Annotated in this window: 17 protein-coding genes, 3 tRNA genes and 1 other RNA gene; 6 read left to right on the top strand and 15 right to left on the bottom strand. The window is 49.9% G+C overall.

Annotated features, from left to right (window positions below):
- Positions 1-361 precede the first annotated feature (361 nt).
- The 5 genes from uvrA to IPL32_02480 form a co-directional block, all read right to left on the bottom strand.
- Positions 362-3,262: an excinuclease ABC subunit UvrA gene (gene uvrA / locus IPL32_02460; GenBank protein MBK8464670.1), complete on the bottom strand. Its 2,901-nt coding sequence runs from the start codon at positions 3,260-3,262 to the stop codon at positions 362-364.
- A 49-nt stretch (positions 3,263-3,311) separates the two neighbouring features.
- The gene (locus IPL32_02465; protein ID MBK8464671.1) at positions 3,312-4,244 is read right to left on the bottom strand and encodes a putative sulfate exporter family transporter; all 933 of its coding nucleotides are present in this window, start codon (positions 4,242-4,244) and stop codon (positions 3,312-3,314) included.
- Between the two features lie 78 nt (positions 4,245-4,322).
- Positions 4,323-5,069, bottom strand: coding sequence for a 2,3-diphosphoglycerate-dependent phosphoglycerate mutase (gpmA, locus tag IPL32_02470; GenBank protein MBK8464672.1), 747 nt, complete (start codon positions 5,067-5,069; stop codon positions 4,323-4,325).
- A 30-nt stretch (positions 5,070-5,099) separates the two neighbouring features.
- Positions 5,100-6,407: a bifunctional folylpolyglutamate synthase/dihydrofolate synthase gene (locus IPL32_02475; GenBank protein MBK8464673.1), complete on the bottom strand. Its 1,308-nt coding sequence runs from the start codon at positions 6,405-6,407 to the stop codon at positions 5,100-5,102.
- 8 nt (positions 6,408-6,415) lie between these two features.
- Positions 6,416-7,282: an acetyl-CoA carboxylase carboxyltransferase subunit beta gene (locus tag IPL32_02480; GenBank protein MBK8464674.1), complete on the bottom strand. Its 867-nt coding sequence runs from the start codon at positions 7,280-7,282 to the stop codon at positions 6,416-6,418.
- A 106-nt stretch (positions 7,283-7,388) separates the two neighbouring features.
- Between IPL32_02480 and IPL32_02485 the strand changes: the two genes are divergently transcribed.
- Complete coding sequence (locus IPL32_02485) at positions 7,389-8,954, top strand: hypothetical protein (GenBank protein ID MBK8464675.1); 1,566 nt, start codon at positions 7,389-7,391, stop codon at positions 8,952-8,954.
- Here IPL32_02485 and IPL32_02490 read toward each other — a convergent pair whose 3' ends face one another.
- Genes IPL32_02490 through IPL32_02505 form a run of 4 tightly spaced genes read right to left on the bottom strand, consistent with a single transcriptional unit; the run spans position 8,955 to position 11,457 of the window.
- On the bottom strand, positions 8,955-9,719 hold the full coding sequence (locus IPL32_02490) for an inositol monophosphatase (GenBank protein ID MBK8464676.1): 765 nt from the start codon (positions 9,717-9,719) through the stop codon (positions 8,955-8,957).
- A gap of 3 nt (positions 9,720-9,722) precedes the next feature.
- A complete protein-coding gene (locus IPL32_02495; GenBank protein MBK8464677.1) occupies positions 9,723-10,196 on the bottom strand; it encodes a hypothetical protein in 474 nt (157 codons plus the stop codon).
- 12 nt (positions 10,197-10,208) lie between these two features.
- Positions 10,209-10,496 (bottom strand): zf-TFIIB domain-containing protein, encoded by a 288-nt coding sequence (locus IPL32_02500; protein ID MBK8464678.1) that lies wholly within the window; start codon positions 10,494-10,496, stop codon positions 10,209-10,211.
- A gap of 25 nt (positions 10,497-10,521) precedes the next feature.
- On the bottom strand, positions 10,522-11,457 hold the full coding sequence (locus tag IPL32_02505) for a DUF2270 domain-containing protein (protein MBK8464679.1): 936 nt from the start codon (positions 11,455-11,457) through the stop codon (positions 10,522-10,524).
- Positions 11,458-11,588: 131 nt separating this feature from the next.
- Between IPL32_02505 and tadA the strand changes: the two genes are divergently transcribed.
- The 3 genes from tadA (at position 11,589) to aqpZ (ending at position 12,955) form a co-directional block, all read left to right on the top strand.
- The gene (tadA, locus tag IPL32_02510) at positions 11,589-12,044 is read left to right on the top strand and encodes a tRNA adenosine(34) deaminase TadA (GenBank protein ID MBK8464680.1); all 456 of its coding nucleotides are present in this window, start codon (positions 11,589-11,591) and stop codon (positions 12,042-12,044) included.
- A gap of 52 nt (positions 12,045-12,096) precedes the next feature.
- Positions 12,097-12,186: transfer RNA gene (locus IPL32_02515), tRNA-Ser, on the top strand.
- Between the two features lie 73 nt (positions 12,187-12,259).
- A complete protein-coding gene (aqpZ, locus tag IPL32_02520) occupies positions 12,260-12,955 on the top strand; it encodes an aquaporin Z (GenBank protein MBK8464681.1) in 696 nt (231 codons plus the stop codon).
- Positions 12,956-13,024: 69 nt separating this feature from the next.
- Here the strand turns inward: aqpZ and IPL32_02525 are convergent.
- From IPL32_02525 to IPL32_02540, 4 genes are all read right to left on the bottom strand, one after another.
- A tRNA-Ser gene (locus IPL32_02525) sits at positions 13,025-13,114 on the bottom strand.
- Positions 13,115-13,121: 7 nt separating this feature from the next.
- An RNA gene (ffs, locus tag IPL32_02530) (signal recognition particle sRNA small type) lies at positions 13,122-13,220 on the bottom strand.
- A gap of 80 nt (positions 13,221-13,300) precedes the next feature.
- Positions 13,301-13,480 (bottom strand): hypothetical protein, encoded by a 180-nt coding sequence (locus IPL32_02535; GenBank protein ID MBK8464682.1) that lies wholly within the window; start codon positions 13,478-13,480, stop codon positions 13,301-13,303.
- Between the two features lie 72 nt (positions 13,481-13,552).
- A complete protein-coding gene (locus tag IPL32_02540; GenBank protein ID MBK8464683.1) occupies positions 13,553-17,764 on the bottom strand; it encodes an InlB B-repeat-containing protein in 4,212 nt (1,403 codons plus the stop codon).
- Between the two features lie 390 nt (positions 17,765-18,154).
- Here IPL32_02540 and IPL32_02545 point away from each other — a divergent pair, with 390 nt between their 5' ends.
- Positions 18,155-18,583: a DUF4065 domain-containing protein gene (locus IPL32_02545; GenBank protein ID MBK8464684.1), complete on the top strand. Its 429-nt coding sequence runs from the start codon at positions 18,155-18,157 to the stop codon at positions 18,581-18,583.
- A 116-nt stretch (positions 18,584-18,699) separates the two neighbouring features.
- Complete coding sequence (locus IPL32_02550; GenBank protein MBK8464685.1) at positions 18,700-19,023, top strand: hypothetical protein; 324 nt, start codon at positions 18,700-18,702, stop codon at positions 19,021-19,023.
- Here the strand turns inward: IPL32_02550 and IPL32_02555 are convergent.
- Together IPL32_02555 and IPL32_02560 are read right to left on the bottom strand one after the other, a co-directional pair.
- Positions 19,013-19,969: a transposase gene (locus IPL32_02555; protein ID MBK8464686.1), complete on the bottom strand. Its 957-nt coding sequence runs from the start codon at positions 19,967-19,969 to the stop codon at positions 19,013-19,015. The genes IPL32_02550 and IPL32_02555 overlap by 11 nt on opposite strands.
- Before the next feature lie 121 nt (positions 19,970-20,090).
- Positions 20,091-20,182 (bottom strand) — tRNA-Ile (locus tag IPL32_02560).
- Between the last annotated feature and the right edge of the window lie 188 nt (positions 20,183-20,370).

Raw genomic sequence — 20,370 nt, forward strand, 5'->3', positions numbered from 1 at the left:
AAAAATCTTCTTGACAAAAGACGGTGATTTGTGCTATCCTTGCAACATCGCCCGATGGAGAATTACGTTTTGAACTTATTAGCTTTTCTCCTCTGGATCGCTCTTTGATAATAAAAACTGTGGCGCAATGTGGCGCAAAACTGTTTTTTCTAAATTCCCCGGACAAAAGCAAAAAACGGTCGTAACTTCAATGAAATAAAGGAGTTGCGTTGTCCGGCATGGTTCCGGACACGCCGGACAACGATGAAATTTCGAATATAGTCCTAAGCAGCTTGTTTTCAGTACTTTAAGACCCAAAATTAGCCGTTTTTCTGTGTCACAATGTGACATTTGTCCGGTTGTTCAAGGGCAATTTTTACAATTATGTTAAGACTGATTTAAGGGCTTGGCCGGTGTAGGACTTTTTGACGCGGGCGACCTCTTCGGGAGTGCCGACAGCGACGACTTTGCCGCCGCCTGCGCCGCCTTCGGGGCCGAGGTCGATGATGTAGTCGGCGGATTTGATGACGTCGAGGTTGTGTTCGATGACGATGACGGTGTTGCCGGTATCGACAAGCTTCTGCAAAACGTCGAGCAGCTTATGAACATCAGCGAAATGTAAGCCTGTTGTCGGTTCGTCGAGTATGTAGATCGTCTTGCCCGTCGCACGTTTTGAGAGTTCCTTAGCGAGTTTAATGCGTTGAGCCTCGCCGCCGCTCAGTGTTGTCGAAGATTGGCCGATCTTGATGTAGCCAAGTCCGACATCAAGCAGCGTTTCGAGGATCTTCTTGATCGACGGAATATTTTCAAGCAGCGGCAATGCATCTTCGATGGTCGTATCGAGCAGATCAGCGATCGAAAGGCCTTTAAATTTGACGGCGAGAGTTTCGCGGTTATACCGATGCCCTCGGCACACGTCGCAGGTGACGTAAACGTCGGGAAGAAAATTCATCTCGATGCGTTTGAGTCCGCCGCCTTCGCAGGCTTCGCAACGGCCGCCTTTTACGTTGAACGAGAAGCGGCCTGCTTTGTAACCGCGAGTCCGCGATTCGGGCAGCATCGCGTAAAGGTCACGCAGCGGCGAAAAAAGTCCGGTGAAGGTGGCTGGATTTGACCGCGGCGTACGCCCGATCGGTTTCTGGTCGATCTCGATTATCTTATCGACAAGATCAAGCCCTTCAATAGAGTCATGCTCAAGCGGCTCGACGGCTGATTTATAAACGTGCCGATACAATGCGGGATAAAGTATCTCTTCGACAAGTGTCGATTTACCCGAACCCGAAACGCCCGTAACGACCGTGAGCAGCCCAAGCGGAAATTCGGCGTCGATGTTTTTCAGATTGTAGCCGCGAGCACCTTTCACCTTGATGCGATTGCCGTTTGGCAGACGCCGCACATCGGGAACTTCGATCTTTAATTCGCCGCTGAGGTATTTTCCGGTCAGCGAATCTTTAGCTTTTTCGATGTCTTTGGGCTTTCCGGCAGCGATCACTTCCCCGCCGTGCGTTCCGGCAAGCGGGCCGAGATCGATAACGTAATCGGCATGCTCAATGGTTTCCTCATCGTGCTCGACGACGAGAACCGAGTTGCCAAGATCGCGAAGCGTATGCAGCGTATCGAGCAGACGTTTATTGTCACGCGGATGCAGCCCGATGCTAGGTTCGTCGAGCACATAAAGCACACCGCGAAGTTGCGAACCGATCTGTGTCGCAAGCCGAATGCGTTGCCCTTCGCCACCCGAAAGCGATGCCGACGCACGGCTAAGCGTCAGGTAACCAAGCCCGACCGCGTCAAGAAATCGCAGGCGATCTTTGATCTCTTTGAGTACAAGCCCCGCGATCTTTTCGTCGCGAGAGCCGAGTTTGATCGCTTCTACTTTCTTAGTCGCTTCCGAGATCGGAAGCTCGGTATAATCGCCGATACCAAGCCCGCCAACCTTTACCGCGAGGCTTTCCGGCTGCAAACGCATTCCTTGGCACGAAGGACACGGCATTGGAGCGATCATTTCTTCCAGAGCCTCACGAGTTTTTTCAGACGGCGGATTTTCGAGCCTCTCGCGCATAGCACGCAACGCTCCACGCCAGTCGCGTTCGAATTTGTAATCGCCGTGCCGGAATGTCATTCGCCGCTTGGTACCGTTAAAAAAGGCGTCGCGAATCTCTTGCGGCAGGTCATTAAAGTTGACCGCGAGCAAAGCGTTCCTGCCGCCCCCCAAAAGGTCTTCACCAGCCTTTCGGCGTTTCGACTTTTTCGTTTTCTCGTTTCCTGTCGGCGGCTCAAGCGAATCGCCAACAGCAAATTTTTCGATGATCGCGACAAGCGCAGATCGCAAAAAGGTCGCACCGGTTTTATCGACGCCGTTCAAAAACTCGACCTTTCCCGCCGGCACATTTCCGTCGGGCACGATCTTGTTCACGTCGATCTCAAGCACGGTTCCGATGCCCTGACATCGTTTACAGGCTCCGAATGCAGAGTTGAACGAGAATGACCGCGGCTCAAGCTGAGCGATGTTAATGCCGCAATCGATGCAAGCCATTTTCTCGGAAAACAGCTTTTCCTCGCCGTCAATAATAGAGATGAGAACGGCTCCGTCAGTGAGTTTGAGAGCAGTTTTTACAGAATCGGCGAGGCGTTCGCGAACGCCATTTTTCATGAGCAGCCGGTCAACGACAACCTCGATCGTATGATTTTTCCGTTTATCGAGAACGATCTCTTCGTCAAGCTGTCGTATTTCGCCATCGATGCGTGCCCGAATAAAACCATCTTTATGAAGTTTTTCGAGTTCCTTCTTAAATTCACCCTTTCGCCCACGAACGAGTGGGGCAAGGATCATAACTCGTTCACCTTCGGGCAAATCGGCAACTCCGGCAATGATCTGATCCACCGACTGCCGCGTGATCGGAGCTCCGCATTGATGACAATGAGGCTGGCCAATAGAGGAGAAAAGCAGGCGGAGAAAATCGTAAATTTCGGTGACGGTACCAACCGTCGAACGCGGCGAACGCGATACGGTCTTTTGCTCGATAGAGATCGCCGGACTCAAGCCTTCGACAGAATCGACATCAGGCTTTTCAAGTTGATGGAGAAACTGGCGGGCGTAAGCGGAAAGAGATTCAACGTAGCGACGCTGCCCTTCTGCATAGATCGTATCGAAAGCCAGCGACGATTTACCCGAACCCGACAAGCCTGTGATCACTACGAATTTGTCGCGCGGTATATCAACATCGATGTTTTTTAGATTATGCTGGCGTGCCCCGCGGACGGTTATTTGCTTGATGCTCATTACGGATGTAAATCCCGGTCTTATCCGAAACGAGTATTATAACAGGAGGTCAGCCAAAGTGAAGAACGGCCCAAAGTGACGCCGAGGCAATAATGATCCAGAGAACAGCCCCAAGCAAAAATGGCCGAATACCAACTCTCTTCAGCATCGACCTCGATAGGCTTACTCCTATGAGAAAGAGAGTAATGGTAAATCCAGCTTTGGCCAGATTCACCAGCGAGTCAAAGAAACTTGGAAAGATAATTGCCGGTGCAAATGTCCTGATCGACGCGGCTAGCACGAACAAAAATATGAACCACGGGATCACAATCTTTGTCTCTGCGTCTTTTTCCCGATAGACGAACGCCAGTGCCAAGGCAAGCGGCGCGATCCAAAGCGCCCGGGCAAGTTTTACAGTCGCTGCAATAGCCAACGCTTCAGTTCCGTATGCCGATGACGCTCCAACAACTGAGCTAGTGTCCTGAATCGCTATGGCCGACCACAAACCGAATTGGCCTTGAGACATGTTCAATGTGTGGCCGATCAGCGGAAACGTAAATAGTGCGACTGCATTCAAAACAAAGATAGTGCCGAGAGATACCGACATCTCGTCATTCTCGGCCTTGATTGCAGGGCCCACTGCGGCAATGGCGCTTCCGCCACATATCGCAGTTCCTGTCGAAATGAGCGTCGTTATCCGCGAAGGTGTTTTCAGAAGTTTTCCGAAAATGAACCCCAACACGAGAGCAGTGGAAACGACCCCGACAATGAAAAGAATGCCGCCCTTGCCGGCTCTGTAAACTGCGCCCAGATCCATTCCAAACCCGAGCATTACCACCGATGCCTGAAGCAAATAGGTGGTCGGTTTGCCGGTGAGTTGGGGAAACGGATTACCAAGCGTAAGTGCAAGGATCAGCCCGAGTGTCAGAGCGATCGCAGGCGAACCGTACGGCGAAAGGCAGAGAATAACAAGGATAATAAAGAGAACTTTTTGCCAAGTCATATTAACCAGCCAAATGAAAGTGAACCGCAAAAACGGAAACCGTGCAATACCTTTTCCACCTTTTTCACTCTTTCACTTTTACTTAGTTTTCCCCTGATTTGCGACCGCATCCTGAGCTGCTTTGATAGCTTCGGCGTCGCCAAGGTAATAGCTCTTAAGAGGTTTTAGGTCAGCGTCGAGTTCATAAACAAGCGGTACGCCTGTAGGTATGTTCAAATTCACAATTTCATCATCGGGAATGGCGTCCAGATGTTTGACCAGCGCCCGCAAGCTGTTCCCATGAGCGGCAACTATTAATCTCTTTCCGCTTTTTATCTTAGGCGCGACCTCGTTGAGCCAATACGGCACAACTCGTTCGACAGTATCTTTCAGGCATTCGGTCTTTGGAAACTTACCTTTTTCAATATTGCTGTATTTAGCCTCATTGCCAAGATACCTTTCGTCCGTATCATCCAGATCTCCTGGAGGCACATCAAAACTCCGTCGCCATATCAAGACTTGTTCCTCGCCAAATTGTGCGGCAGTTTCAGCTTTATTCAGCCCTTGCAAGGCTCCGTAATGCCGCTCGTTAAGCAGCCACGATTTTGTTTCGGGAATCCACATCAGATCCATCTCGTCGAGAATGATCCAAAGCGTCCGTATCGCCCGCTTTAACACCGAAGAATACGCTTCGTCAAAGGTAAATCCTTCATCGCGCAGCAATTTACCCGCTGCATGAGCCTCGGTGACGCCTTTTTCCGAAAGATCTACATCCTTCCAACCCGTAAATCGATTTTCCTTATTCCACTGACTCTCGCCGTGGCGAATCAAAACTAATTTATGCATGAGACTATCTTAAATTTGAAATTTGAAATCTCAAATTTGAGATTTCAAAATCTTTTTCACCTCGCCGACTAAATACAGTGATCCGGTGACGAGAATTATACCCTCGTCCAGAGCAACCTCATTGGCGATATCAACGGCATTTGTGACGTTGTCAGTCACGAATACCTTTTCTTTCGACATATCCGTCGGAAAGTGCTCAAGCAATTCTTCGTAGGAAAGCGAACGCAAATTCGATGGCTCAGTCGCGATGATCGATTCCGCTAGCGGAGCAAGTATAGACAACATGTCGGCGACGCCTTTGTTCCTCATTACCCCAAAAATCATCGTTACCGGAGTCTGTTCATTGTGACGCAAATACCGGGCTAGAGCCTTAGCTCCACCGGTATTGTGTGCTCCATCGAAAAGATATCTTCCACTATGCTCCAATCGTCCGAGATGTCGCGCATTCTTTAGTCCGCTTCTAACCTGATCATCGGAGACTTGCAGATCATAGTCCATCGAAATAACACCTGAAACGATCACAGCCGTGTAAGCGTTCTCGACTTGATGAGCCCCTTTCAAACCAAGTTTGACACCAAGATCATCTGGGGGAATGTTGTCCACTTCATAAACTTTTGTCGTTTTCTTCTTAACATCCACGACAGGCATAAAGCTTTTTTGCGCCGAATCTGGAAACTTTTCGAACTTTCGACATCGATCCAACAGAATCTTTAGCACGTTCGGTTCCTGTTCACCTAAAACGACACTTTTTGTCCACGGTCCAATTATCGCTGCCTTTTCCGCAGCAATTTCTTCAATCGTTTCACCAAGATATTCTTGATGATCGAGGTCAATTCGCGTGATCGCGGCGATCTCGGCGTTTACTGCGGTTGTTGCATCGAGGCGTCCGCCGAGGCCGGTTTCGAGAATTGCGAGAGCAACATTCGCATCGGCGAAAGCGACTAATGCAATTGCCGTTATCTGTTCAAAAAATGTTGGCCGGTATTCGAGTTCCCCTGAGGCAAGCATTTTCTCAGCCATCTCGCGAACACGATGTGCATGACGAGCAAAATCCTCTTCACTTATGTCGCTCCCGTTAATTCGTATTCTTTCAGTGATTGAAACGAGATGTGGCGAAGTGAACGTTCCTGTTTTAATACCGGCTGTGTTGCATATCGAATCAAGAAACGCGCAAACCGACCCTTTGCCATTTGTTCCGGCGACCTGAACTTTTAAGAAATTATTTTGGGGACTGCCGAGAGCGGCGAGTAATTTGCGAATGTTCTCAAGGCCGAGTTTCATCGCGGAAACTTCGTTGCCGAGAGAATAAAGATATTGAGTCGATTCAGCGAAGTTCATCGAAATGATCAAGCGGCGATCTTTTCGTTCATCATAAAGTCCAGAAACCTGACGATCGCGTCGCGTATTTCACGACGATCAACGACCATATCGACCATACCGTGTTCCAGCAAAAACTCGCTGCGCTGAAAGCCCTTTGGAAGTTTTTGTCGAATTGTTTGCTCGATAACTCGCGGGCCCGCGAAACCGATCAGCGCTTTTGGTTCGGCAAGAATAACGTCACCGAGCATCGCAAAACTTGCGGTAACGCCGCCGGTTGTCGGGTCGGTTAGAACAGAGATGAAAGGCAGTCGGGCATCGTGCAAGCGTGAAAGAGCCGCCGAGATCTTGCCCATCTGCATTAGCGAAAGCGTGCCTTCTTGCATACGCGCTCCGCCCGAAGCAGAATAAATGATAACTGCGCCTCGATCGGTGACTGCCCGTTCGATCAGCCTGGTGATCTTTTCGCCGACCGCCGAACCCATCGAACCGCCGATGAACGCCATATCCATCGCTCCGGCATAAACTAAATGCCCGCCGACCTTGCCCTTGCCGGAAACGATGGCTTCAGGCAACCCGGAAGACTCTTTGGCCTGCACTATGCGGTCTTTGTAAGCTTTCGAGTCTTTAAATTTTAGAGGATCCGCTGATGTTACTTCTTCGTCCAGCTTTTTGTATTTGCCGCCGTCAAAGAGATCTTTCAACCTGTCCTCAGCCGCGTAACGAAAATGGTAGCCGCAATGGGTACAAACTTCATGCGAATCTGCCAGCTCGCGTTTATATAGCGCGTTATCGCAGTCAGGACACTTGACGAAAATACCCTCCGTTTTGACGGTTTGTTTCTCGTCGTTCTTCTGCTCTTCTATTTTTGGCTTATCTCGTCGAAACCAGGACATAACTTTATTGAAGATTTAAGGTTAGCATATAAATGGTTCACAGGTCATATTTGTGGTAAATTCAAAGGCTGAAAAGATTTACCGTAGTGGGTTTAGGAGTTTTGCGATGCGAAATAATATATTTGTCTTCTTCTTACTGTTGCTTTTGTCAGTCAATGTTTTTGCCGCGACGAAAACATGGGACGGCGGCGGTGCGGACGCTAATTGGACGACTGCTGCAAACTGGTCGACCGATATTGCACCGGTAGCTGGTGACGATCTCATATTTCCGGCGGCCGCGGCCCAACATACCAATAATAATAATTTCTTTTTTCTCACCAGTTTTCGTTCAATAACGGTCGAAGGCGGCACTTATACATTTGGCGGCAATCCAATACGGCTAACAAACGGCATGATCATTGACAGCGGCACTCAAACGATCAATTTCGCCATTACCCTCAGTGGAGCACAAACATTTTTCGCTGGTACCGGAGCCACAGCAACGATAGTAATACTCTCCGTTGGCAGTTCACCTTTGACCATAGACGGAGCAGGCATCGTGGGTATCGGCCTTATCTCAGGTTCAGGCTCGGTCACTAAAAACGGTTCTGGCGCGGGTGCGATCATTACAGCAACCGGCTTTAGCGGCGGCATATTATTAAACGACGGCATTTTCATCGTTGACGCGAGTATCCCGAACAGCACGGTCGCCATTCAGGGAGCGATACCAACCGGCACGCCCGCCCTAAGCGGCTTTGGCGGCACAGGAACGGTCGGAGCAACAACAGTTAAATCTGGCGTGATCAGCGCCGGCACGCTTAGTTCGCCAACCGGTGTGCTGAACATCAACAATGCCATTAATTTCACACCGAACGGCGCATATGCCTGCAAGATCGGCGGCACGTCGCCCGGTGCAAATGGGCACGACCAGCTAAATGTTGTCGGCACCGTCATCCTTGACAACGCGGTGCTGGCGCCGATTCCTTGGAATGGATTCGTGCCTGCGAAAGGCGACACTTTTATAATTATCAGCAACGACGGCACCGACGCGATCAACGGCACCTTTCTAAATTTGCCGGAGGGTTCGATCTTTGGAGCACTTGATACCCAGTTTCAGATCACTTATCTCGGCGGTGATGGCAACGATGTTTCAATAGAGCGAATTGCGGAGCCTTCGGTCAGCGGAACGATCACATACGGCAATGCTATCGGAAACCCGGCTCCGCCGCGATTTGTTTCAAATGTTCTGCTCAGCGGTACAGGCACGACCAATATCTCGGCGACAAGCGCTTTTCCAGGCGGCAATTATTCTATTACAGGTTTTGGCACTGGTTCCTATACCGTTACGCCGTCAAAAACGGGAGGCATAAATGCGGCGATAACGTCTTTCGACGCGGCAAAGATCGCGCTGCATGTTGCTGGAACTACTGTTCTGACCGGAAACCCATTGATCGTAGCCGACGTTAGCGGTAACGGTTCTATCTCATCTTTCGATGCGGGTCAGGTCGCTCGTTACGCAGCCGGTGTTCCAGGTTCTGGCTCGGCGGCAACCTGGATATTCTCACCAGCGAACAGGAACTATGCTGCCGTCACATCGAATGTAAAAGGAGAAGATTTTGTGGCTCTACTAATGGGCGATGTTTCCGGCAACTGGGTCGATGTCGCGCCAGCGGGTAGATCAACTCCAAAATAGTTATCGAAGAACGCTCAACATTTGTGAATGTATCAGGCCATTGCTTGCTACAATGGGCGGCGAGTTAATACTGAATTTCGAACCGTCGTAGCGGCTGATCTGTCCGCCTGCTTCCTCGATGAGCAAAACACCGGCGGCCATGTCCCACGGATTTAAGCCTTCTTCCCAAAATCCGTCAAAACGCCCGCACGCCACATAGGCCATATCGATTGCCGCCGAACCGTCGCGCCGAACACCGCGCGAATTCAACAAGAACTGCGTCAGATGACGAGCAAAATCTTCGCGTCGCTTAAAATCATAAGGGAATCCTGTAACTATTAGAGAGTCGCCGAGATCCTCCGTTTCGGAAACGCGGATCGGCTTGTTGTTAAGGCTCGCTCCGCGACCACGTTCGGCGGCAAAAAGTTCGTTCCTCGTTGGATCAAATGTCACGCCTATGACGATCTCGCCATCGTGTTCGAGCGCAATCGTCACGCAGAAACACGGATAGCCATGAGCATAATTCGTCGTGCCGTCGAGCGGATCGATGATCCATTTCCAGGTATTTTCACCGCCGATGATGACAGCGTTACCCGATTCCTCGGCAAGTATTGAGTGTTTTGGGTGATACGACTTGATACGTTCAATGATCAGGGCTTCGGACGCGAGATCCGCCTCAGTTACGAGATTGATCTCGCCTTTTTTGGAGACTTTGATGCCGCGGTCAAATTTTTCGAGCAGAAGTTGTCCGGCGTCGCGCGCCGTCTCGATCGCGAAATTCAGCATATATTAGCGGAAGTAGATATCGACGTAGTCAGTCACCGGATCGCAAGGGTTGTCCATTTCCGCCAAGCGCCAGTATTTCCGTTTACCAGTGATCTTGAAAGTAAATTCACCTGAACGAACGCAAGGGCTGCCTCCGTTGATGTGGCTTATGCGAGTTTCAATAGTTCCATTGAATCTGAACTGCTTACTATCGATCGAAGAGATCGCTCCATTGATCTTCAGGTAATCGCTGTTCCCTCGCCCTTTCTGTTCGCCGTTGATCCGATAGCAGCCTTTCACACCGGAACTGCATTTCTTATTGGTTACTGTCGCTGCACCAAAATAGTCCCAGCTTATCCACTGCAGCGAAAGCCTGTGTTTTCCAAGCAGTTTTTGAGCCGCCGCTTTGTCATTGACCGTCGTACTGGATTCCTGAGCGCTCGCCGTTGCGACGAACAGCATTCCAATCAATATCAAAACAGGAAAAATTCTCTTCATAACGACAGATCCTTAGCCGAACATCTTGCCAAACCAACCCGTCTCTTCATCTTTTTGAGCAATTTGCGTCAATTCGCCCGCATCGAGCCAAACACCGGAACATTTATCGCAGACGTCGATCTTGATCGTTGCAAAATCAGTTTCGATCAGAGTTCCATCGCATTTCGGACATTTTATCTCGAGACTTTTCGCACTCTCATCGGCGATCTTCTCTTTCATCTTGGCGATGAGTTCTTTTTCCTTGCGATGAAAATACTCGTTTTCCAGAGCCTGTCCACGGTCATCAAGTTCAATTGGCATATAAGTTTCAACTCCTAATTAATTTCTAAATTTCAGTTTTATGAACAGAGCGCATACGCTGCCGCGCTTTCTTCGAGCGCCTGATCGTATTGCGTCGCTTTAGATTGCTCTCGGCCCAATCGGAAACCTGCTTGAGCGGATGCCATTCAAAGCTCTCGAGCGGAAGCACTTCGCTCGACGCATCTCTCAATTTACGTGTAGTCAACGCAACGAATATCAACATCGCGTTAAATACGGCTCCGGAAACGACAACCAGCCAGCCGGGTGCGAGACCAACCTGTGCCCTCTCAAAAAAGACATCCCAAAACACTCTGCGTTCGGACTCGGTTACAGATGGTATCGGTCCCGGATGAATGTAAATCTTCAACGTCCATGAAAGTGCCAGCAATATAAACAACCACAAATAATTGGCCCTCAACCGCCTACCAACAGCTTCCCACTCGCTAATGGTAAAGTGCGGCGAGATCAGATCGGTGGAGAGATGATCGGCCCATTCTTTATCGGGCGGTATCGTTCGGTGAGACAACATAGGGCCAAAATAACCGGTCTCCAAAATACGCACACGATTTGCCCAAACCTCGTAATAACGATATCGCCTCGCCTCCATAAACAAAAAGATCGACACAAGGATCGAGTTAATGGGAATCGCAAAATGCGGATTTGAGGTCGAGCTAAACACAAACGACAGCGTCGCACCTGTTGTGATAACAGCCCAATTCGTCGTTGTATCCAAACGCGTTCGCCACACATTTGACCGCTGCACTTCACCGCGATAAAAATGCACCATCGCCATGTTGAATTCGGCGGGCAGCAGTTTTTGCGCGATCGCGACCGGCGTGCTTCGCGGCTTTTGAGTGCGCTTGTGAACTTCCTCCGCAAAGGCGCGGAACGACTGCGGGACATTCGTGGTGTGAATGTCGCTCTCGACTGGTTGAGAACCGGCGCGAACCTCGTCGTTCATAGCGTTTCTTGCGATTTAACTCTCGAAGGGGTAAAAAGCTATAGCACTTATTGTTTAACATTTTAGGTGCGCGTATGCAAGAAAATCGCGGTTCCTTTGCGTCCTTTGCGTCTTTGCGTGAAACTAATTCCATGTCAATGGATGAATTCTGGATGCAAAAAGCCATCCTCGAAGCCCGTAATGCCGCCGACATCGGCGAAGTGCCTGTAGGAGCAGTTATCGTTGCTTCAAACGGAGACGTGCTTGCTCTCGCCTCAAACGAAACGATAATGCGCAGCGATCCGACCGCCCACGCCGAGATCCTCGCACTCCGAAAGGCGGGCGCCGAGATCGGCAATTACCGTCTCGTCGGAGCAACAGTTTACTCGACCGTCGAACCTTGCGTAATGTGCGCGGGAGCGCTGGTAAATGCGCGAGTCGAACGCCTCGTTTTCGGTACGCACGACGAAAGGTTCGGCGCTGTTGAGAGCATTTTCCGCATCTGCGACAGCCCGGAACTAAACCACAAAATAGCAATTACATCCGGCGTACTAGCCGATGAATGCCGCATCCTGATTCAGGATTTCTTCCGCTCCCGTCGAAAATAATAGTCTTCCGACTTTATCCTTCAACCTTTATCCTTTATCCTTTTATGAGGTCGGAGAGGTGCGAGAGTGGTTGAATCGGGCAGTCTCGAAAATTGCTGTACCTTTACGGGTACCGTGGGTTCGAATCCCACCCTCTCCGCCATTCAATTTTAGATTTGAAGTCTATAATCTAAAACCAAACATTTATAAAACTAAAATCGACTAGCGGAGGTGTTATGCCAATTGCAAAGAGGTTATCGGCGGAGTTTATTGGAACTCTATGGCTCGTGCTCGGCGGCTGCGGAACTGCTGTGCTCGCAGGTTCTCAAGCTGGCAATGTGGGTATTTCGCTCGCATTCGGCTTGACCGTACTTACAATGGCTTATGCGATAGGCCATATTTCAGGATGTCATCTAAATCCGGCAGTCACGCTAGGCCTGTGGGCCGGCAAGAGATTTCCTTCCAACGAAATACTGCCATACGTTATTGCTCAGGTTTTGGGAGCTATAAGCGGAGCAGGCATTTTGTATGTGATCGCGAGTGGCAAAGTGGGCTTTACGCTCGGCAGCGGGTTTGCATCGAACGGCTTCGGCGACCATTCGCCCGGTCACTATGAAGCACTCGCCTGCTTTGTCGTTGAAGTTGCTATGACATTCTTTTTCCTGATCGTGATCCTCGGAGCGACACACAAACTTGCTCCAAAAGGTTTTGCTCCTGTCGCGATCGGCCTATGCCTGACACTCATCCACCTGATCTCGATCCAGGTGACAAACACATCGGTCAACCCGGCACGCAGCACCGGCCCGGCAATTTTCGCAGGCGGCTGGGCTCTTGCCCAGCTCTGGATGTTCTGGGTCGCCCCGATCCTCGGAGCCCTCTTAGCAGGTTTCGTATACAGCTGGCTAGCTCCGGATGATCCGGCTGACAGTTAGCAGCCATTAGGAAAATCTAAATCAAAAAAGGATGTTAGACCTATTGTCTACCATCCTTTTTTTCGTGGCTGGCGGAAAGGGTGGGATTCGAACCCACGGAACCCGTTAAGGCTCACAGCATTTCCAATGCTGCCAATTCAACCACTCTTGCACCTTTCCGATGAGATGGCTCCAGACTTGATCGCAACACAGGTTGAAATTGCTACCGTTGCTCGATTCCTCGCCTAGCGGAGTTCACAACACAAACCTTGTGCGGAGCCTGAAGCCAACTTATAGAATAACGAATTAACAAAATAGGTGGCAAGTTGCCGTTCACTATTCCCTATTCCTTTCACTATTCACTGCTCACAGCTTCAACCTCTCGTACTGAGCGAACAGCTTAGTGATCTCAGCATTGATCGTCTGTTTGGTTGCAAGGTTTGTCGAAAGATCACGCTGCTTTACCAGTTCTTCGATCTTTGCTGCCAACATCTCAACCTTCGTCACCGGCTTTTTGCTATTGCTAACGTGGTATTTGTCATCCATACGCTAACTTTACTACATTCTGGAGTTCCCATCTTTGTGTTGGAGCATAGGTAAAGCCCGCAGAACAAAATCTCAGAACAGCCAAACCTGCCCCTCACCAACAGTCACCCTCGGCTCGCCCTCGTTGAACATTATCCGCTCGAATGAGATCGGCGAAACAGATCCAACCGATCCAACAGGCATGAATCTCAAATTCAACAACACACCGTTTTCGTCGATCGGATAAGCTCCATAAACTACGACTCTCAACAAGCCAGGTTCACTTGCATTTGTCACAACCGAAAGCCCTCGACTGACCGTCAATTTCACATCAACCCCATCACCAACCGGCTGCATCACCGAAGGATCATACCTGAGATCAAACTCATAAGAGATCACGCCTTTATCCGCAATGTCCTCGACATTCACCGGAACAACGATCTCCTTATCCGCCGCCGTCAAAACTTCCTGAACCGTGACGTTGATCGGTATCGCCGTTCTGTAGTTTTCTTGACTGTCCACACTGTCCACTGTTCGCGTCGGTCTAGCCGCCGTCGGATTCCAGTTGCCTGTGACCTCGCCGACCAGAATGCCTATGTAGTCTTGTCCGGTTTGAACGCCTATCGGACCTGGGTAGCTTCGACTTGTCGGTGACGCTCCGATCGGGAACGTAGGTTGTGACACGCCCGGAACAAAGAATCTCCATTGATTTGTAAGCCCAATCGGCGGTCCAAGAGCGGTCACAAATCTCGCAAGTTGTGCAGCATCTGTAGACGATATCGCACCGTTGTTCGTCACGTCCGCCGCGATCTTGTGACGGTCGCTGGTGATAAGCAGCGTTCCCGCGACGTGCTGAGCTATCCTCGCCGCATCTGCTGACGAGACGCCATTCTGGCCTGTTGTTTTGGCCAATGAAACGGTGTAGGATCCGGCACCAAAACCCGTCAGTAGGTATTGTCCGGCAGTTGGACCCGGAATAGCAGTAAACGCGGTAGTATTTGGCGAACCCGCACCATTGACGGTTGCATTTGAAATGAATTTCGTCGTAGGCGACGCCGGATTGCCGTACGTCACAGTTCCACTTATCGAAGGAGTTTCACTCGGCGTTGGAGTATACGTCGGTGTGTCGGTCGGCGTATTGGTTGCGGTCGCCGTCGGGGTAAACGTTTCAGTTGCTGTAGCCGTCGGCGTGAAAGTTTCCGTCGCTGTTGGCGTCGGAGTATCAGTCGCCGTATTTGTCGCGGTAGGAGTAAAGGTTTCCGTAGCTGTCGGCGTTGGGGTGTCTGTTGCTGTAGAAGTCGGCGTATCAGTCGCGGTATTTGTCGCAGTCGGAGTGAAGGTTTCCGTCGCAGTCGGTGTCGGAGTGTCAGTCGCGGTAGATGTCGGCGTCGGCGTAAACGTTTCCGTAGCTGTCGCAGTCGGTGTGGGCTCGGGTGTGCAAGCAACGCCGTAACGGGCGACAGCAAAATCGTTTTCTGTTCCGCTCGTTCCGTTGTCGCTGTAGCCCGCGGCGACGATCCGGCCATCGGGCTGCAGGGCGACCGCATTTATTACGTCGGTCGAACTCAGAATGGCGGTCGACACCTTACCGTCGCCGTCAAAAGTCGTGTCAAGCAAACCGTCTGCGTTATAACGGGCGAGGGCAAAATCCCCTTCGCCGTAGCCGCCGGCAACTATCCGGCCGTCCGGCTGGATAACGACCGAATTTGCTCTGGCATAAAAACCGAAGTCAGTCGTTACAATACCGTCGCCATCGAACGAGGTGTCGAGAGAGCCGTTCGTGTTAAGCCGAACGATCCCAAAGTCTGAGTTTGGTCCGCTATCGGAAATCCCGGCGGCGATGATCTTGCCGTCAGCCTCGACCGCTAGCGAATACGCCCAGTCAACACCCGCGGAAACGGAGACGAACGCCTTGCCGTCAACGTCAAATGTCGTGTCCAGCGAACCGTTCGGATTGTAGCGGGCGAGACCGAAATCTGCATTGCTGCCGTTGTCTCCGGTGATGATGATCTTTCCGTCTGCCTGGAGCGCGACCGCGTGGGCACGGTCATACCCGCCCATGTCGGTCGTCACTTTGCCGTCGCTGTCAAATGTCGTGTCGAGCGAGCCGTTGGCGTTATATCTAACGACCGCGTAATCAAAATTTGGGCTGCTACCGCTGTATCCCGCGACCACGATTTTGCCGTCGGGTTGGATCACAATTGCAGACCCGACGCTAGACGTAGACGCCGCGCCAATGACAGTTATCACTTTGCCGTCGCCGTCGAATGTCGTGTCGAGCGAACCATCTGTGTTGTAACGGGCCAAAGCGACTTCAAACTGCCCCGATGTTTCGTTGTATGAATAACCGGCGACGACGATCTTGCCGTCCGTTTGTATAGCAACTGCTTTCGCCTGGTCGGTGTTGGTGCCAAATGCGGTCGTCACGAAGCCGTCAGTATCAAATGTCGTGTCGAGCGACCCGTCCGTGTTGTAGCGGATGACAGCAAAGTCAAAGTCCGTTGATCCGGTATATCCGACGACAACTATCTTGCCATCCGTCTGAACAGCGACCGCATTGGCTCGTTCATCACCGCCATTCACCACTGTCGTCAACTTGCCGTCCGTATCGAAAGTCGGATCAAGCCCCGCGTCTGCACACAACGGATCGACCCACTGTGCGTAAAGGATCGTATTTGCATTTACAACAAACGCCTGCGCCGGTGTGTACCGCGTACCGCTGTGATTCGCCGCAGTGTTCCAGCCGCTAAACTTAAAGCCTGTCTTTACAAGATCGCCCGGTGCGGCAACTCCGGCCCAAGTACCTGCAATATAAGGATTGTTCGCGTCAACAGGCGCTGTTCCGCCTGTGTTGACGTTGCCGTCGTAAGTGACTGTGTAGCTTGGCAGCCACTTAGCGTACAGAGTGGTGTTGGCGTTGATCGTGAATGTACTCGCCGGAGGCCTGTCTGTGCCGAGGCCGTCAGCTTGTGTATTCCAGCCGGCAAACACCAATCCCGTCTTGAAAAGGCCGCCGGTATTGCCCAGAACCGTTACCGTTGCGCCGGTGTTGTACGGGCTGCTCCCGTCCACCGGAGCACTTCCGCCCGTGTTCGTATTGCCGTCGTAGGTGACGGTGTAGGTTATCGGGATCCACTTGGCAAAGAGAAATGTATTAGCGAGAATTGAGAATGTTCCCGAACCTGCTGCATAATCCGTTCCCAATCCGTTGGGCGCAGTATTCCATCCCGCAAACGTAAAGCCGGTCCTCACAAGATTTCCGGTATTTGCTAATGCTGTAACGGAACCGCCGTAAAAATACGGATTATTGGTATCAGTTGGAACAGTTCCACCTGTGTTGCCGTTGCCTAGATAAGTCACGGAAACGTTTGATGACGTAGCGTTGGGCCAACTTGACCCTACCCTTATCCCATCGACGAATAAAGCGGCCGCTGCACCAGCAGTCCCTTGACGCAAACTTACACCTGTTATGCTTGCGGGGTCGGCAGCAGTAAGATCAGTTGCCGTAAGCGTTGCGACAGGTTCGATCCCGTTCAGGACAGGATTAACGAAAAGGGCTACAGTATCGTTAGTTGCTCCGGCGACAATGACGTATTTAAGAACTATTAGATATGTGGTGCCCACCGAATAACTAAATGGCGAATAAACAATGCCGCCAGTGCTTTTCGAGATTCCCAACGCAAAATTTGTAGTAAACGTATCCTTCTTAATGTAAACTCGTGCAGCAAAAACTGGGGACGCGGCAGTTGCAGAATTAAGGGCAATTGCGTAATCGCCAGCTGTTTGGGACGAAGTTACATTGATCATCGCCGCAGTGTAAATAGCACCTGACGAAATTGCCGTAAACGTTTTTGAAACATCTTCTCCACTTGTACCCAACGACGCCTTATTTCCAAGTCCAGACGATGGGTAGCCTGTATAGGTCAATCCCGTCGCAGAAATCGTTGGCGGCGTCACTCCCGATCCAGTAGTGGCCGCCGTCCATCCATTCGATGTGAGGTTTGATCCAGCAGTCCCGGTAAAGTCATCAACCAGGATCGTCGTGACGAATGGCCCAAAGAAAACCATTGGCTCTGCCGCCGGAGCGGTTATCGCTCCGGCTGTTTCCGTCGCTACGGTGCTCGTCTGCGGATGCTGCATGCCAAAGAACTCTTTAATAGAGTAAATAAGCGAAAGGCTAGCTGCATTTGCATCTGTGGCGGTTGAGGCCCTCGCTCCTCGAGTCAGAACAACTCCGCTGACGAGTGCAATAAACAAAAACCCAATTACAATAACGAAACGCGACGAACAGATAGTTTTGAACATGATCATTTAGAGACTTTCCTGTGTATTTTTCAATTGGAATTAAAAAAATCAATCTCTCTAAATAAGTAAACGAGATTTGCGTCCAAAAAGGGGCATCAGCAGGGGATCAATGAAATATCCCTGATTCCGCGGCAGCATCCAGCCAGAAAGTTTCTTCAAATCTCCGGTAGTGCTGTAAGTTTGTGTGGTTATCCGTTTTCCACAGATTTTCCACAAAATTGCTATACCACCTTTACTTTTAATTTTTAAGAGTGCTACTCTTGTCTCGTTTACCGGAAGCCATAACTAATTAGACATTTTATGATTATGCGGTGTTTGCACGTATGAAACATTTTTGCAACGCAATTCGTAAAACCAGCGTCCTAGGTTCAACCTAGGTAAGGAGACGTAATGCCAACAGTATTCGACGCAGCACAATATATTTTGCAAAAACAAGGTGAAATGACCGCGATGAAATTGCAGAAACTTATTTATTATGCGCAGGCATGGTCACTGGTCTGGGATGAAACTCCGTTATTTGACGAGCCAATACAGGCTTGGGCCAATGGCCCTGTTTGTCCGCCTTTATATTTTACTCATAAAGGTCAATTCAAAATTGCCAAACTTGAAACTGGCAACGCTGAGGTATTTAACGAAAACCAGATCGCAACAATGGATGCGATTTTAGAAGTGTATGCCAAAATGTCATCTCAGCAATTAAGTGATTTAACTCACGCGGAAGGACCATGGAAAAACGCCCGTATCGGTTTGTCTGATGGGGATCGCGGTGAAAAAGTAATCTCCCATCTTAGCATGCACGAATACTATTCTGGCCTATAAATATGGCGAAACGTCCCAAAGTCAGTCATCAACTCAAAGCCGACTCCCGAACACCCCGAACGGTGGTTCAAACAAGTAACAACGACAGGCCGTCGTGGCGATTTGGAATGCTCCAAATGGTTGATCCTTATGGATGGCACACAATTGAGAGAGATAAACTTAAAGACATTCATAATAAGCTAGTCGAACTTGAATCTTTGGATTGGAACGAGATTTTGATTGCTAGAAAGTACTGGAATCACACTATTCGCAAAGATCAGATTTGCAAGGATGCTCAAGACAGACTGGAGCAGATTTCTCAGGACGATATTGATGAATTGGTATCTCTTCGGCTACAAAGTCGTGAGAGAGTTTGGGGGATTCGTGATCAATCGACGCTACGTTTACTATGGTGGGACCCTGACCATTTAGTCTATCCAACAGAACCGTCTAATACCTGAGTAAATCCTCGACCGTCCAGAACGTTTTCTCTATTCCGTGAGCCATTGCAGGGGTAGCACCGTTTAGCGATTTGTGCGGCCTCACGAAATTATAGAACGCAAAATATAGGCTCATCATCGCTTCCAAGTTTTCCCATTTTTTCGAGAATGAAAGTGTAAGCCGTGCGAGTCTTTTAACTTGCGTTCGTATCGACAAATTGAGCCTTTCAACGTGTGAAGTGCAAAGTTTTTCCAGATCAGGATTTCCCCACACTGATTTCTTAATTGATTTAATGAACTTTGTTGGTGAATATCGCTTCGCAGTTATTTTGTCCTCACGACCGCTTTCGTAAATCTTAATCAACTGACCGTAAGAAACACGTTCGCCAAGCGGCCCGTAGATTACGGCATCGCGGTAGCTTGTCATAGCATCGGTTGAAAACTGAAAGTGTCCTTCGGTTGCTCTGTCTAGCTTCTCTATGAAAGCAACAGTATGTGGAAGTGTTCTATCGCCCATGTGGTGAGCGAGAACGAGTTTAGAATTGGTTTCGACAGCAACGTAGTTCCAAACATTCCCGACACCCTCAGCTTCTATGCCTTTATGCTCTTTTGTCCGAGCCTTCATTTTGCAAAATCCCCAAAGCTCATCCCCTTGCACATCCTCGACTTTGAGACCGCGAATTTTGTCATTCATAAGGCGGTCAGCTTTGCTTCCGGCAAGAACAAGCAACTTTAAGATCGTGTGCATTTCGACGCCTGTAAGACGTGACACGCTTCTAAGGCTCATTCCCTCTAGAAGCATATTCAGAACCATTGTGGCCTTGTCTAAAGGCAGATACATGCCCTCTAAGGGCTTTTCCTGATATTCGGTAAATGTTCGGTTGCATGGAACGCAACGAAAACGCTGCAAACCTTTTCTGTCTTTTCCGTGTTTCTTTGCGAGTGCTTCGCAATTGTGGCAAACCATGTGAATCTCCTATTGATTCACACAACTTGGAAGCGTATAATGAAGTTGGAACAGTCATGCAGCTTCGGCTGTGTGTCTAAGCCTCAAGGGAAGTTAGTAGCTTCCTTTGGGGCGTCCTCGATGGCGGAGGCTGTCGGATTTGAACCAACGGAACCGTGTCACCGGCTCACCTGATTATCAGTCAGGCAGTTTAAACCACTCACTCAAGCCTCCAAGATTATAGAAAGAGTCAGCAATTTGCTGGCTTTTTCTATTTTGGTTTCAAATAACTAACTCCTACTATATAGATAGATTGATAGCGTGTCAATAGGGATAGCCATAAACCAGCCATAAAAATATAATTTATTTTTGCCTATGCGTTGCGTTGTGGCATCAGCCTGTGCTATGTTTACGGTGGAGGT

It is taken from the genome of Chloracidobacterium sp. (assembly GCA_016711345.1).
Classification (GTDB): Bacteria; Acidobacteriota; Blastocatellia; order Pyrinomonadales; family Pyrinomonadaceae; genus OLB17.

What these genes read in the sequence shown, in the direction of transcription:
- uvrA (MBK8464670.1), bottom strand. Translation starts at nt 3,262, where the DNA reads ATGAGCATCAAGCAAATAACCGTCCGCGGGGCACGCCAGCATAATCTA.
- IPL32_02465 (MBK8464671.1), bottom strand. Translation starts at nt 4,244, where the DNA reads ATGACTTGGCAAAAAGTTCTCTTTATTATCCTTGTTATTCTCTGCCTT.
- gpmA (MBK8464672.1), bottom strand. Translation starts at nt 5,069, where the DNA reads ATGCATAAATTAGTTTTGATTCGCCACGGCGAGAGTCAGTGGAATAAG.
- IPL32_02475 (MBK8464673.1), bottom strand. Translation starts at nt 6,407, where the DNA reads ATGAACTTCGCTGAATCGACTCAATATCTTTATTCTCTCGGCAACGAA.
- IPL32_02480 (MBK8464674.1), bottom strand. Translation starts at nt 7,282, where the DNA reads ATGTCCTGGTTTCGACGAGATAAGCCAAAAATAGAAGAGCAGAAGAAC.
- IPL32_02485 (MBK8464675.1), top strand. Translation starts at nt 7,389, where the DNA reads ATGCGAAATAATATATTTGTCTTCTTCTTACTGTTGCTTTTGTCAGTC.
- IPL32_02490 (MBK8464676.1), bottom strand. Translation starts at nt 9,719, where the DNA reads ATGCTGAATTTCGCGATCGAGACGGCGCGCGACGCCGGACAACTTCTG.
- IPL32_02495 (MBK8464677.1), bottom strand. Translation starts at nt 10,196, where the DNA reads ATGAAGAGAATTTTTCCTGTTTTGATATTGATTGGAATGCTGTTCGTC.
- IPL32_02500 (MBK8464678.1), bottom strand. Translation starts at nt 10,496, where the DNA reads ATGCCAATTGAACTTGATGACCGTGGACAGGCTCTGGAAAACGAGTAT.
- IPL32_02505 (MBK8464679.1), bottom strand. Translation starts at nt 11,457, where the DNA reads ATGAACGACGAGGTTCGCGCCGGTTCTCAACCAGTCGAGAGCGACATT.
- tadA (MBK8464680.1), top strand. Translation starts at nt 11,589, where the DNA reads ATGTCAATGGATGAATTCTGGATGCAAAAAGCCATCCTCGAAGCCCGT.
- aqpZ (MBK8464681.1), top strand. Translation starts at nt 12,260, where the DNA reads ATGCCAATTGCAAAGAGGTTATCGGCGGAGTTTATTGGAACTCTATGG.
- IPL32_02535 (MBK8464682.1), bottom strand. Translation starts at nt 13,480, where the DNA reads ATGGATGACAAATACCACGTTAGCAATAGCAAAAAGCCGGTGACGAAG.
- IPL32_02540 (MBK8464683.1), bottom strand. Translation starts at nt 17,764, where the DNA reads ATGTTCAAAACTATCTGTTCGTCGCGTTTCGTTATTGTAATTGGGTTT.
- IPL32_02545 (MBK8464684.1), top strand. Translation starts at nt 18,155, where the DNA reads ATGCCAACAGTATTCGACGCAGCACAATATATTTTGCAAAAACAAGGT.
- IPL32_02550 (MBK8464685.1), top strand. Translation starts at nt 18,700, where the DNA reads ATGGTTGATCCTTATGGATGGCACACAATTGAGAGAGATAAACTTAAA.
- IPL32_02555 (MBK8464686.1), bottom strand. Translation starts at nt 19,969, where the DNA reads ATGGTTTGCCACAATTGCGAAGCACTCGCAAAGAAACACGGAAAAGAC.